Source organism: Oryzihumus sp. (assembly GCF_054325275.1).
On sequence record NZ_JBTCWL010000004.1, the window covers coordinates 24,227 to 37,021 of the forward strand.

General features: G+C 74.3%; 10 protein-coding genes. 4 read left to right on the forward strand and 6 right to left on the reverse strand.

Annotated features, from left to right (window positions below):
- Window positions 1-25 precede the first annotated feature (25 nt).
- From hisB to hisD, 3 genes are read right to left on the reverse strand one after another with little or no spacing between them, the layout of a single operon-like run.
- Complete coding sequence (gene hisB, locus ACXVGS_RS01515) at window positions 26-661, reverse strand: imidazoleglycerol-phosphate dehydratase HisB (RefSeq protein WP_458528066.1); 636 nt, start codon at window positions 659-661, stop codon at window positions 26-28.
- Entirely contained in the window at window positions 658-1,782 is a 1,125-nt protein-coding gene (locus ACXVGS_RS01520; RefSeq protein WP_458528065.1) for a histidinol-phosphate transaminase, read from the reverse strand. The genes hisB and ACXVGS_RS01520 overlap by 4 nt, the downstream gene beginning before the upstream one ends.
- Window positions 1,779-3,134 carry a histidinol dehydrogenase gene (gene hisD / locus ACXVGS_RS01525; RefSeq protein ID WP_458528064.1) on the reverse strand — a complete coding sequence of 452 codons (1,356 nt, stop codon included), beginning with the start codon at window positions 3,132-3,134 and terminating at the stop codon, window positions 1,779-1,781. The genes ACXVGS_RS01520 and hisD overlap by 4 nt, the downstream gene beginning before the upstream one ends.
- A gap of 69 nt (window positions 3,135-3,203) precedes the next feature.
- Between hisD and ACXVGS_RS01530 the strand changes: the two genes are divergently transcribed.
- Complete coding sequence (locus ACXVGS_RS01530) at window positions 3,204-4,013, forward strand: ABC transporter permease (RefSeq protein WP_458528063.1); 810 nt, start codon at window positions 3,204-3,206, stop codon at window positions 4,011-4,013.
- A 193-nt stretch (window positions 4,014-4,206) separates the two neighbouring features.
- The gene (locus tag ACXVGS_RS01535) at window positions 4,207-4,626 is read left to right on the forward strand and encodes a hypothetical protein (protein ID WP_458528062.1); all 420 of its coding nucleotides are present in this window, start codon (window positions 4,207-4,209) and stop codon (window positions 4,624-4,626) included.
- Window positions 4,627-4,656: 30 nt separating this feature from the next.
- On the opposite strand, the gene ACXVGS_RS01540 is transcribed toward ACXVGS_RS01535, so the two are convergent.
- The gene (locus ACXVGS_RS01540) at window positions 4,657-6,798 is read right to left on the reverse strand and encodes a SpoIIE family protein phosphatase (RefSeq protein WP_458531312.1); all 2,142 of its coding nucleotides are present in this window, start codon (window positions 6,796-6,798) and stop codon (window positions 4,657-4,659) included.
- A gap of 97 nt (window positions 6,799-6,895) precedes the next feature.
- Window positions 6,896-9,022, reverse strand: a complete 2,127-nt coding sequence (locus ACXVGS_RS01545; RefSeq protein WP_458536559.1) for a S9 family peptidase — start codon at window positions 9,020-9,022, stop codon at window positions 6,896-6,898.
- Window positions 9,023-9,069: 47 nt separating this feature from the next.
- Here ACXVGS_RS01545 and ACXVGS_RS01550 point away from each other — a divergent pair, with 47 nt between their 5' ends.
- Together ACXVGS_RS01550 and ACXVGS_RS01555 are read left to right on the forward strand one after the other, a co-directional pair.
- The gene (locus ACXVGS_RS01550) at window positions 9,070-10,350 is read left to right on the forward strand and encodes an FAD-dependent oxidoreductase (RefSeq protein WP_458528059.1); all 1,281 of its coding nucleotides are present in this window, start codon (window positions 9,070-9,072) and stop codon (window positions 10,348-10,350) included.
- Between the two features lie 9 nt (window positions 10,351-10,359).
- Window positions 10,360-12,036: a multicopper oxidase family protein gene (locus tag ACXVGS_RS01555; protein ID WP_458536560.1), complete on the forward strand. Its 1,677-nt coding sequence runs from the start codon at window positions 10,360-10,362 to the stop codon at window positions 12,034-12,036.
- 23 nt (window positions 12,037-12,059) lie between these two features.
- Here ACXVGS_RS01555 and ACXVGS_RS01560 read toward each other — a convergent pair whose 3' ends face one another.
- Window positions 12,060-12,764, reverse strand: coding sequence for an SRPBCC family protein (locus ACXVGS_RS01560; protein ID WP_458531309.1), 705 nt, complete (start codon window positions 12,762-12,764; stop codon window positions 12,060-12,062).
- Window positions 12,765-12,795: the final 31 nt, after the last annotated feature.

Below are 12,795 nucleotides of genomic sequence, written 5' to 3' on the forward strand. Positions count from 1 at the left end.
GACCGCCACGGCACGTCCACGGGGTTTACAGGCTGCCCTTCGCGCTGGGGATGCCGCTGACCCGCGGGTCGCGCGCCACAGCAGCCCGCAGTGCCCGGGCCACGGCCTTGAACTGCGCCTCGACCAGGTGGTGCGGGTCGCGGCCGTACAGCACCCGCACGTGCAGGGCGATCCCGGCGTGGTGAGCCAGGCTCTCGAACACGTGACGCGTCAGGGCACCGACGTAGCTGCCGCCGATGAGCACGTAGGCCTGGCCCTCGGGCTCGCCGGTGTGCACGACGTAGGGGCGCCCGGCCACATCGACGACCGCCTGCACGAGGGTCTCGTCGAGCGGCACGGTCGCGTCGCCGAAGCGGGAGATGCCGCGCTTGTCGCCCAGCGCCTCGCGCAGCGCCTCACCGAGGACGATCGCGACGTCCTCCACGGTGTGGTGCGCGTCGACGTCGACGTCCCCGGTGGCCTGCACCCGCAGGTCGATGAGGCTGTGCTTGGCCAGGCTGGCGAGCATGTGGTCGTAGAACCGGACCCCGGTGCTGACCTGCGACTCGCCGGTGCCGTCGAGGTTGACCTCGACCTCGACCGTGCTCTCGTGGGTCTGCCGCCGGATGTGGGCGGTGCGGGCGGGGGTGGTGGTGCGGGCGTCGATGGCCTGGTCGGTCATGCGGGCTGCTCCTGCCGGTGGGTGGGTGCCAGGGCGCGCATCGCCGCGAGGAAGGCGTCGGTCTCCTCGGGGGTGCCCGCCGTGACGCGGAGGTGGTGGGGCAGGCCGACGTCCCGGATGAGGATCCCCTCGTCCAGCAGGGCCTGCCAGGTCGCGTGCTCGTCGGCGAGGCCGCCGAAGAGCACGAAGTTGGCGTCGCTGGGGACGGGGCGCAGCCCCATCGCGGCCAGCTCGGTGACGATGCGGTCGCGCTGGCCCTTGATCGTCTCGACCGTGTCGAGCAGCGCCCCGGCGTGCTCGAGCGCGGCGCACGCGACGGCCTGCGTCGGCGCGGACAGGTGGTAGGGCATGCGGACCAGGCGCAGCGCGGCGACCAGCTCGGGGTCGGCCGCGAGGTAGCCCAGTCGGCCGCCAGCCAGGGCGAACGCCTTGCTCATGGTGCGGGTGACGACCAGCCGGGGCCGGCCCTGCAGCAGGGTCAGCGCGCTCGGCGTCCCCGGGCGGGCGAACTCGGCGTAGGCCTCGTCGACCACGACCACCGCGCCGGGGGCCGCCTCGTGCACGGCCTCGACCACGTCAAGGCCCAGTGACGTGCCGGTCGGGTTGTTCGGCGAGCACAGGAAGACCAGGTGCGGCTGGTGCTCCTTGACCTGGCTGACCGCCGACTCGGCGTCGAGGTCGAACTCGCCGGCGCCCGGCACGCCGCGCAGGCCGTCGACCCAGCGGGTGCCGGTGGTGCGGGTGATGATCGGGTGCATCGAGTAGGCCGGGGTGAACCCCAGGGCGGTGCGGTCCGGGCCGCCGAAGGCCTGCAGCAGGTGCAACAGCACCTCGTTGGACCCGTTGCCGGCCCACAGCTGCGCCGGGTCGAGCGTCACGCCGCCGGTGCGCGTCAGGTAGGACGCGAGGTCCTCACGCAGCCGGGTGAACTCCCGGTCGGGGTAGCGGTTCAGCGTCGGCGCGACCTCGGCCACCGCGGCGACGATCGCCGCGACGACGTCGTCGGGCACGGCATACGAGTTCTCGTTGGTGTTGAGCCGGACCGGCACCTCGAGCTGGGGCGCGCCGTAGGCGGTGTGGCCGCGCAGGTCGGGGCGCAGCAGCTGCTCGATCGAGGTCACCGGCCGTCACCGAACCGCGCCGTGACCGCCTCGCCGTGGGCGGGCAGGTCCTCGGCGCCGGCCAGCGTGACCACGTGGTCGGCGACGTCACGCAGCGCGTCCTGCGTGTAGTCGACCAGGTGGATGCCGCGCAGGAACGACTGCACCGACAGGCCGCTGGAGTGGCAGGCACAGCCGCCGGTGGGCAGGACGTGGTTGGAGCCGGCGGCGTAGTCGCCCAGGCTCACCGGTGCCCACGGCCCGACGAAGATCGCCCCGGCGTTGCGGATGCGCATCGCGACCGCACGGGCGTCACGGGTCTGGATCTCCAGGTGCTCGGCGGCATAGGCGTCGACCACGGTCACACCGGCGTCGAGGTCGTCGACCAGGACGATGCCGGACTGGCGTCCCGACAGCGCGGTGCGGACCCGCTCGGTGTGCTTGGTGGCGGCGACCCGGCGCTCGAGGGCCTCCTCGACGCGCGCGACGAGCTCCTCGCTGTCGGTGACGAGGACCGACGCGGCGAGGGTGTCGTGCTCGGCCTGGCTGACCAGGTCGGCGGCGACGTGGTCGGCGTCCGCGGTCTCGTCGGCGAGCACGGCGATCTCGGTCGGGCCGGCCTCGGCGTCGATGCCGATCAGGCCCTTGAGCGCGCGCTTGGCCGCGGCGACGTAGATGTTGCCCGGGCCGGTGACCAGGCTGACCGGCTCGCAGAGCACCTCGCCGGTGTTGGTCCCCTCCGGGCCGCTCTCGCGGGCGCCGTAGGCGAACATCGCGACCGCCTGGGCGCCGCCGACGGCGTAGACCTCGTCGACGCCGAGCAGGGCGCAGGCGGCCAGGATCGTCGGGTGCGGGTAGCCGGCGAACACCCCGGTGTTGTCCCGCTGCGGCGGGCTGGTCACGGCGATCGAGCCGACCTGGGCGATCTGCGCCGGGACGACGTTCATCACCACGGAGCTGGGGTAGACCGCGACGCCACCGGGGACGTAGAGGCCGACCCGGTCCACCGGGATCCACCGCTCGGTGACGGTGCCGCCGGGCACGACCTGCGTGGTGTGGTCGGTGCGGCGCTGGTCCTCGTGGACGATGCGGGCACGTCGGACCGACTCCTCCAGCGCGGCGCGCACGGCGGGGTCGAGCTGCTCCAGCGCCGCGGCCAGCACCCCGGCCGGCACCCGCAGCTGCGCGGGGCGCACCCCGTCGAAGCGTTCCCCGAGGTCGCGCAGGGCGTCCGCACCACGATGACGGACGTCCTCGCAGATGGGCCGCACCGCGTCCAGTGCCGCCTCCACGTCGAACTCCGCACGGGGCAACGTCTCGCGCAGCGAGCGCACGTCGAGGGCGCGGCCACGCAGGTCAATCCGGGAAATCACCCGCCCAGTCTAGGTTGTCCCGCGCGTCGGCCCGCGGCCCCTCCCACGGTCCGGCGGATAATGCGGCGCGTGATCCACGCGCCTGCGGGTATGCCGACCGGCCACCTCACCTCGCAGGCCCTGGTCAGTGTCGAGGGCACCGGCGGCCTGCTGCGACTGGCCGCGGTCGTGGTGGTGTGCACCGGCCTCGCGGCGCTCATCAACCTGCGCGGCGGCCTCGGCCACGCCCGCGACGACCTGGTCGCCGCCGGACGCGCGACGCTGCAGCTGGCCCTGGTCGGCCTGGTCATCGCCACGGTGCTGCGCTCGTGGGCGCTCACCGCGGCGTTCCTCCTGGTGATGTTCGGCGTGGCGAGCCTGACCGCCGGGCGGCGCCTCGCCGCCTCCGGCCGGTGGTGGGTCGCCGGGCTGCCCGTCCTTGCGGGGGCGGCGCCGGTAGTCGCGGGGCTGCTGGCCAGCGGCCTGGTGCCGCTGCGCCCGATCGCCGTCGTCCCGATCGCCGGGATCCTCATCGGCAACGCCATGACGGCCACGACGCTGGCCGGCCGCCGCGCCCTGGACGCGCTGCAGAACCGGGCCGGGGAGTACGACGCGGCCCTGTCCATCGGGCTGCTCGACCGCGACGCCGCCCTGCTGGTGGCGCGGGACGACGCCGCGCTGGCCCTGGTCCCGGGGCTCGACCAGACCCGCACCGTGGGCCTGGTCACCCTCCCGGGGGCCTTCGTGGGCATGCTGCTCGGCGGTGCCTCCCCGCTGCAGGCGGCCGCCGTGCAGCTCGTCGTCCTGGTGGCCCTGCTGCTGGTCCAGTCGGTCGCGGTGCTCGTCACCGTCGAGCTCGTCGCGCGGGGGCTGATCGCCCGCTCTCCCGCCCGGGCCTGATCGCCCGCTCCCCCGCCGGGGCCAGACCGTGGGCGCGCGGGTGCACCGGGCCAGACCGTGGCCGGCTGGACCGCCCGGCGCCCACGGGCCGGACGCCGTCTTGACGTCACCCGGGATCGGGCCGTCCTGCGCCCCCCGTGTGGCTGTGTAGGCTCGCCACGAACCCACACGCCGGAATGCAGGAGGGCACGCGGTGACCTACGCCGAGAGCACCGGCCCCCGTTTCACGCGGGTGGCCCACGGATACGACCCGGGCCAGGTGGACGCGCACATCGCCGCGCTGGCCAGCGCCGAACCGGGACTCACCTCGGCCGCCGCGACCGCGCTGCTCGGCCGCGCCCAGGAAGTGGCCGACTCCGTCGTGGCCGCCGCCAACGTCGAGCGCGACCAGATCGTGCGCCAGGCCCGCCAGGAGGCGGCCGACATCATCGACGGCGCCCAGGCCCGCGCCGGCGACATGATCCAGGCCGCCGAGGCCCGGGTGGCCCAGCTCGACGCCCACGCCCTGCAGCTGCAGAACCGCCGGTCGGAGACCGCGGCCCGCGTCCGGGACCTGGCCGACCAGCTGCACCGCGCCGCGGACGACGCGTTCGCCTCGCTGCCCGACCGCTGAGCCGCTTGCGCGGCTGACCCGGGATCGGCCTCAGGTCGCCGACTCGACGTGCCGGACGGCGATCGCGGCCACGTCGTCCTCCCGCTCCGTGTCCGTCATCCCGGCGACGAGCCCCGAGAGCAGCTCGGACAGGTCCGGACCGGACAGGGTCCCGGCGCGGCGCGCCAGGCGCTCCAGCCCGGTGTCGATGTCCTCGCCGCGGCGCTCGACCAGGCCGTCGGTGAACGCCAGCAGGGTGGCACCGGGGCGGAACGGCACCCGCAGCGTGCGCCGGTCGAAGCCCTCCAGGCCCAGCGGTGGTGACTCCGCCAGCGGGAGCCGCTCGACGAAGCCGTCCGGGCCGACCACCAGCGGTGGCGGGTGCCCGGCGTTGACCAGGGCGATCTCGTCGCGCTGGGCGTCGACGACGAGGTAGACCAGGGTGACCAGCTGGGCGATGTCGTAGCGCCGGAACATCACGTCGAGCTTGGTCATCACCGCGTCCGGGCTGGGGTCGATCACGATGTAGGCGCGCAACGCCGAGCGCACCACGGCCATGGACGCCGCGGCGAGCAGGCCCCGGCCCATGACGTCGCCCATGAACACCGCCAGCCGCCCGTCCTCCAGCGGGACCGCGTCGTAGAAGTCGCCCCCGACCTCGGTGCTGCCCGCCGGCCGGTAGACGCCGGCCAGCTCCCAGCCGGGCAGCTCCTCCAGCCGCTCGGGGGACACCGCACGCTGGAGGCGCAGCGAGGCCTCGCGCGTCTCGCTGTAGAGCAGCGCGTTGTCGATGGCGACCGCCGCTCGATGGGCGAGGTTCTCGGCAAAGGCCAGGTCGGACTGGTCGTAGCGGTGGCCGGACTCGGCGCTGACCAGGGTCAGCACCCCGAGCACCTGCTGGCGGGCGATGAGCGGCACGACCAGGCCGCTGCGCAGCTGCAGCTCCCGGGACAGGCGCAGGTGCTCCTCGTCGCGGGCACCGGCGACCAGCATCTCGTCGGTGACCTCGGGGTACAGCTCGCTGACCCCCGTCCGGGCGACGTGGTGGGCGCCGGCCTGCGCCGTGGGGTCCGGGGGGTAGCGCTCCGACAGCTCCTGGGCCAGGACCACCTTGGCCGGGTCGACGTGGGCAACCGCCAGCGTGGTCAGGTTGCCGTCCTCGACGACCTGGACGGCGCACCAGTCGGCGAGGGTGGGCACGGCCAGCCGGGCCACGTTGGCCAGGGTGGAGCGGTAGTCCAGGCTGCTGGCCAGCTCGGCCGCCGCACCGGCGAGGAAGGACAGCTTGGCCGAGCGGTCCGCGGCGTCGGCCAGCGCCTGGAGCCGGTCGATCGCCTGGGCGGTCGCGTCGGCCAGGGTGCTGAGGAACTCCAGCTCCTGGTCGTCGACGTGGCGCGGGCCGGGGAAGGACAGTCCCATCGCCCCCAGCGGCCGCTCCCCCACCACCAGCGGCAGGGCGATGAACGTGCGTTCCTCCGGCACCCGCTCGTAGGTCTCCGGGAACCGCTCCTTGATCGCGGCGGCGCCCTCGACGACGACCGCCTTGCCGGTGCGGATCGCCTCGGCCGACGGCGTCTGGTTGGACAGCGAGTAGCGCTCGTAGGCGGTGGACAGGCTCCGGTCGTCACCACGGAATCCGACCAGCCGGACGTTGTGCTCGTCCTCGAGCAGGCTCAGCGAGGCGAGGTTGGCCCCGACCGCGTCCGCGGCGTGCGACACCACCGTCTCGGTGACGCCCTCCAGATCGTGGGCCGCCGCCAGCTCCGCGGTGACCTTGGCCAGCCGGTTCAGCCGGGTGGTCAGCTGCAGGATCCCGGCCCGGGCGGCCTCGAGGTCGGTCACGTCCTCGGCGACACCCAGGACGCCCACCACTTCGCCCGCGTCATACAGGGGTGAGTCGGTGATCTGGACGAGCTTCTCGGCACCGCTGGCGGTGCGCACGAGGAACTCGCCGGTCCACCGCTGCCCGGCGGTGACCTGGCGCATGATCTCCTGGGCCGCGGCCATGCCGCCGGTGGGCACCAGGAGGTCCATGACGCTGCTGCCCCGCAGCTGGTCCTGGGTGTAGCCGTAGAGCGCCTCGGCGACGGCGTTGCAGTAGAAGATCGTCCCGGTGAGGTCGGCACCGATGACGGCAGCGCCGAGCGCGTCGAGCAGCGCCGTGTCGCTGCGCCAGCTCGGCGGCAACGTCATCGCCTTCCGCCCTTCACACACAGGATCTTGACAGCCGGGACGGTGCCGCGTCAGCAGAATGCCGACGCGGGCCTGCGGGCCGTGGCCCGGCCCGTGCTCAGGTCAACGTCCGGGAGCCCTCCCACGCTCCCGCCCGGTCGATGAGGAAGGCAAGCTCCCACGCGTACTGCCGCCACGCGTCATACCGCCCGCTCTTGCCTCCGTGCCCGGCGACCATCTCGGTGCGCAGCAGGACCGGGCGCTCGTCGGGGTCGTTGGTGACCGTGTCACGGAGGCGGGCCACCCACTTGGCCGGCTCCACGAAGTAGACCCGGGTGTCGTTGAGGCTGGTGGTGGCCAGGATCGCGGGGTAGCGGACCGGGGCGACGTTCTCGTACGGCGTGTAGGCCTTCATCGCGGCGTAGACCTCGGGGTCGGCCAGCGGGTTGCCCCACTCCTCCCACTCCGGCACGGTCAGCGGCAGCGAAGGGTCGAGGATGGTCGTCAGGGCGTCGACGAACGGCACCGCGGCGTGCACAGCCGCGAACCGCGACGGCGCGAGGTTGACCGCGGCGCCGATGAGCAGCCCGCCGGCGCTGCCGCCCTCGGCGACCAGCCGGTCGGGGTGCACCCAGCCGGCCTCGACCAGGTGGTCGGCGCAGGCCACGAAGTCGGTGAAGGTGTTGGGCTTGGCCGCGAGCTTGCCCTCGTCGTACCACCGGCGCCCCATCTCGCCGCCGCCGCGCACGTGGGCGATGGCGTAGACGAAGCCGCGGTCCAGCATCGAGAGCCGGGCCACGGAGAAGTAGGGGTCCATCGACATCTCGTAGGCGCCGTAGCCGTAGAGGAGCCCGGGGTTGCTCCCGTCGGGGCGCACCCCGCGCCGGTGCACCAGCGAGATGGGCACCCGGGTGCCGTCCGCGGCGGTGGCCCACTCCCGGTGCTGCTCGTACTCCGCCGGGTCGTAGCCGCCGAGCACGGCCTGGCGCTTGAGCAGGGTCAGCGCCCCGGTCGCGACGTCGACGTCGTAGACGGTCCGCGGCGTCACCATCGACTCGAAGGTGACCTGCAGCTCGGTGGCCTCCCACGCCGGGTTGTTGCCGGTGGACACCGAGTAGACCGGCTCGTCGAAGCGGACCTCGCGGGCCGGGCCGAAGCCCTGCGGCGCGCCTTCGTCGCGACGCAGGACGCGCAGGGCGCTCAGGCCGTCACGACGCAGGGAGACCACCGCGTGGCCGGCGAACGCCTCGACCCCCAGCACCCGCTCCCCCGGCACCGGCGGGATCCACGGCGTCCACTGCTCGGGGCTGGTCGCGTCCAGCGGCGCCTGCGCCACCTCGAAGTCGGGGTCGCCGGCGTTGTGCACGACCAGCAGCCGGTCGCCGGCCGGCTCCACGTCGTACTCCACGCCCTCCCGTCGCGGCGCGACCACGCGCGGCTCGGCGAGCGGGGTGGCGGCGTCGAGCAGCCAGCACTCCGAGGTCAGCTTCGAGGCCACCTGGATGACCATCCAGCGCTCGTCGCGGGAGGAGCCGATCCCGAGCCAGAACCGCTCGTCCGGCTCCTCGAAGACCATGACGTCGGCGCCGACCGGGGTGCCGACCTCGTGCCGCCACACCTGGTGCGGACGCCAGGCGTCGTCGACCCGCGTGTAGAACAGGTAGCGCCCGTCGAGGGACCACACCAGGCCGTAGCCGATGTCCTCGACCGCGTCGTCGACGACCTCGCCGGTGTCGATGTCCTTGACCCGCAGGGCGAACCGCTCGTCGCCCTCGACGTCGACGGCGTAGGCGACCCGGGCGCCGTCGTCACTGACCTCGAGCGCGCCGAGGGAGAAGAACTCGTGCCCCTCGGCCTCGGCGTTGCCGTCGAGCAGCACCTGCTCCCCCGCGGGCGCGGCGCCGTCGTCGAGCGACGGCCGCTGCGCGGGGTCGCTGACCGGGGCCCGGCACTGGGTGGCGTACTGCTTGCCCTCGAACGTGCGCGCGTAGTACCACCACCCCCGGTAGGCCACCGGCACCGACAGGTCGGTCTCCTGGGTGCGGCTGCGGATCTCCTCGAAGATCGCCTCCCGCAGTGGCTCCAGGTGGGCGGTCATCGCCTCGGCGTAGGCGTTCTCGGCCTCGAGGTGGGCGATGACCTCCGGGTCGGACTTGTCCCGGAGCCACTCGTAGGGGTCGACGACGCGGTCGCCGTGGTGGTCCCGGACGGTCTCGACCTGCTTGGCGCGCGGCGGCGTAGGCATGGGTGCAGCCTAGTTACCGCAAGGACCGGCGAAGGGACGGTGTCGTCATGGCTGACCGTGGAGCAGGTGACGGCACGCGGGCGCTGCGGACGCGGTGCTGCATCGCCGGTGGCGGACCGGCTGGCATGGTCCTGGGCCACCTGCTCGCCCGGGCCGGCGTGGACGTCGTCGTCCTGGAGAAGCACACCGACTTCCTGCGCGACTTCCGCGGCGACACCATCCACCCCTCCACGCTGGAGGTCTTCCGCGAGCTGGGCCTGTTCGAGCAGCTGCGCCCCTTGCTGCAGAACGAGGTCCGCACCCTCGACGTGGTGGTCAACGGCCACCGGCTCACCCCGGTGGACTTCGCCACGCTCGGCGGGCCGTGCGCGTTCCTCGGCCTGATGCCGCAGTGGGACCTGCTGGACTTCATCGCCCGGCAGGCCGGCGCCTTCCCCGGTTTCCACCTGGTCATGGGCGCCGAGGCCACCGAGCTGCTGTGGGACCGGGGCGCGGTCACCGGGGTGCGCGCCCGCACCGCCGAGGGCGGGCTGGAGGTCCGCGCCGACCTCACCATCGCGGCCGACGGACGCAGCTCGACGCTGCGCCACCAAGCCGGTATGCCGGTTCGCGAGTCCGGGGTGCCGATCGACGTGCTGTGGTTCCGGCTGCCCAAGCCCGCGGTGGAGCCACCGCCGACGCTGGCCTACCTCGACGCCGGCGAGATGGTGCTCACCATCGACCGGGGCAGCTATTACCAGTCGGGGATGCTCATCCCCAAGGGCGGCTTGACCCGGGTCCGGGCCGAGGGGATGGCCCGGCTGCGGGAGCGGGTGGTCGGCGCCGCGCCGTTCCTGGGCGAGGTGGTCGGCGAGCTGCGCGAGTGGGACCAGGTCAAGCTGCTCACCGTGCAGGTCAACCGGGCGACCCGGTGGCACCGCCCGGGCCTGCTGCTCATCGGCGACGCGGCCCACGCGATGTCCCCCGCGTTCGGGGTCGGCATCAACCTCGCGGTGCAGGACGCGGTCGCCGCCGCCAACTTGCTGACCGGGGCGCTGCGGCAGGGGGCCGTCCCCGAGGCCACGCTGGCCGCGGTCCAGCGCCGGCGCGAGCGCCCGACCGTGGCGATGCAGTCCCTGCAGGTGCTGCTGCACCGCCAGGTCGTGCGCCCTGGTGGCCCGGCGGCCGGCGTGCCCCGGAGCTTCCCCCGGCCGGTGCGCCTGCTGGGACGCGCGGTCCAGCCGATCGTGCAGCGCCTGGCCGCCCGCCTGGTGGGTCGCGGGTTCCGCCCCGAGCACGTGGCCGGTGCCGTGCTCGTTCGGCGGACAGGGACGCTCGACCGGACCTAGCCTGCTGGCATGGGCGCCACGTTCACCCGGCGCGCCTTCGCCGTGGGCACCGGCACCGCAGCCGTGACCACCCTCGGGCTGGCGCTGGGCGCCCGCGCCCGGGGGCAGGACACCGTCCCGGGCGGCCTGGTGGCCAGCCGCGCGCCGCTGCCCGCGGCATACACCCTGCCGTTCGTGGTGCCGCCAGTGGCCGTGCCGGTGAGCACCACCGGGGACACGGACGTCTACGAGGTGCACGAGCTGGAGCGCACCCTCCCGGTGCTCCCCGGCCTCGCGACGCCGCTGTGGACGTATGCCGGCAGCTTCCCCGGCCCCACCATCGTCTCCACCGTCGGGCGGCGCACGGTCGTGCGGCACACCAACGAGCTGCCGGTCCCCGTGGTGATGCACCTGCACGGCGGCCACGTGCCGGCCGGGGACGACGGCTTCCCGACCGACGTCCTCCTGCCCGTCGGGTCCGGCCCGGTGACCTACGGTGCGGGCGTCACGGCCGGCGGCGGCACGGCCCCCGGCAGCGGCGCGGCGCACCTCGGACCCAGCGGCCAGCGCGCCGGGGGCGGCAACGACGCCGGGCTGCCCGCCGGCGCCCTCGGTGTGCTCGCCGACCCCGCGGCGCGGGTGGCCTCCGGGACCCGGGACTACGTGGTGCCGCCGCAGCCCCGGGCGGCGACGTTGTGGTACCACGACCACTGGATGGGGGCGACCGGTCGCGCGCTGTGGCGCGGCCTCATGGGCTTCCACCTCGTGCTGGACCCGGCCGAGGACGCCCTGGGCCTGCCCACGGGCGAACGGGATCTCCCGGTCCTGCTCTGTGACCGGGCGTTCGGGGCCGACGGCACGCTCACCTACCCCGTCACCGGACCGATGACCGAGCCGGGGCACGCCATGGCCACCCCGTTCATGGACGGGGTGCTCGGCGACGTGGTTCTCGTCAACGGGGTGCCGTGGCCGCGGCACGAGGTGGCCGGGGCCCGGCACCGGCTCCGCCTGCTCAACGGCTCCAACGCCCGCGCATGGTCGCTCGCGCTGGACCCCCCGCCGCCGGGCGGGGGCGGCCTCGTCCAGGTGGCCTCGGACGGCGGCCTGCTGCGGCGACCCCTGCCCCGGGACACGATCCGCCTGGCGCCCGGCGAGCGCTGCGACGTGGTTGTCGACTTCGCCCGCTACCGGCCCGGGGCGCGGGTGCAGCTGGTCAACCGGGCCGGGCAGGGTCGGACCCGTCAGGTGATGCTCTTCGTCGTGGGCGCCCGGGTGGCCGACCCCTCGCGGGTGCCATCCACCTTGGCGTCCGGGCCGGCGTTCGACCCGCGCGCTGCGGTGGTCCACCGGAGCATGGCCTTCCAGCGCTGGGGCGGGGCCGGCGGCACCTGGACCATCAACGGCGACGCGTTCGCGCCGGACCGGCCCCTGGCCAGGCCGGTCCTCGGGCAGCTCGAGGTGTGGCACCTGTCCAGCGACGTGAGCCACCCGGTGCACCTGCACCTGGAGCAGTTCGAGGTGCTCGGCCGGGGGCGGGCGGGTCCCGGCCCGGACGACCACGGCTGGAAGGACACGGTCAGCCTGCGCGCCGGCGAGGAGGTCGCCATCGCGGTGCGGTTCACCGACTACGCAGGCCGCTTCGTCGTGCACTGCCACAACGCCGAGCACGAGGACATGGGGATGATGGCGACCTTCGTCACCGGCTGAGGGCGCTCCGAGCGCCCCGGGCCTCAGCGGCGGCGCCGGAGGCGACGCACCAGGAGCGCGGCTCCGGTGAGGATGAGGGCGCCGGCGAGGTACGGCGCGTAGCGGCGCAGCAGGACCGGGAGCACCGTCGTGCCGAGGTCGAGCTCGGCAGGCCGCCGGTGCGACGGGGGCGAGGGAGCCGCCGCAGGACTGGCAGTCGGCGCCGGCCCGGGAGTCGCTGCGGCGGCTGGCTCGGTCGGGGCGGCGGCGACCGCTCCACCCTCGGGCGCCGCGGCTTCCGTGGGTGGGGTCAGCTCGGCCCGGAGGCAGTCGACGAACTGGGCGAGCAGCTTGTCCGAGACGTCCTGCATGACCCCACGACCGAACTGCGCCGGCTTGCCGGTGATGTTGAGGTCGGTGTCGACGACCGCCTCGGTCGCGCCCTCCCCCGCGTCGCGAAGCTGGAGGGTCACGGTCGCCGCCGCGGTGCCGTTGCCTCGGCGGTCCTTGCCCTTGGCCTCGATCACGGCCCGGTGCACTGACTCGTCGCGCTCGACGAAGCGGCCAGTCCCGTTGTACTGCAACGAGATCGGCCCCAGCTTGACCTTGCAGTTCCCGGTGAACCCCTCCCCTTCGACCGAGGTGACCTCGGCGCCGGGGAAGCAGGAGGCCGTGCGTTCGAGGTCGTTGAAGGTGGCCCAGGTGGTGTCGATGGTGGCCGGCACGGTGAACCGGTGCTGGAGCTGCACGGAACCTCCTGCGAGTCAGGCGGTGCCGTCC

What these genes read in the sequence shown, in the direction of transcription:
- ACXVGS_RS01555 (WP_458536560.1), top strand. Translation starts at nt 10,360, where the DNA reads ATGGGCGCCACGTTCACCCGGCGCGCCTTCGCCGTGGGCACCGGCACC.
- ACXVGS_RS01540 (WP_458531312.1), bottom strand. Translation starts at nt 6,798, where the DNA reads ATGACGTTGCCGCCGAGCTGGCGCAGCGACACGGCGCTGCTCGACGCG.
- hisB (WP_458528066.1), bottom strand. Translation starts at nt 661, where the DNA reads ATGACCGACCAGGCCATCGACGCCCGCACCACCACCCCCGCCCGCACC.
- ACXVGS_RS01550 (WP_458528059.1), top strand. Translation starts at nt 9,070, where the DNA reads ATGGCTGACCGTGGAGCAGGTGACGGCACGCGGGCGCTGCGGACGCGG.
- ACXVGS_RS01545 (WP_458536559.1), bottom strand. Translation starts at nt 9,022, where the DNA reads ATGCCTACGCCGCCGCGCGCCAAGCAGGTCGAGACCGTCCGGGACCAC.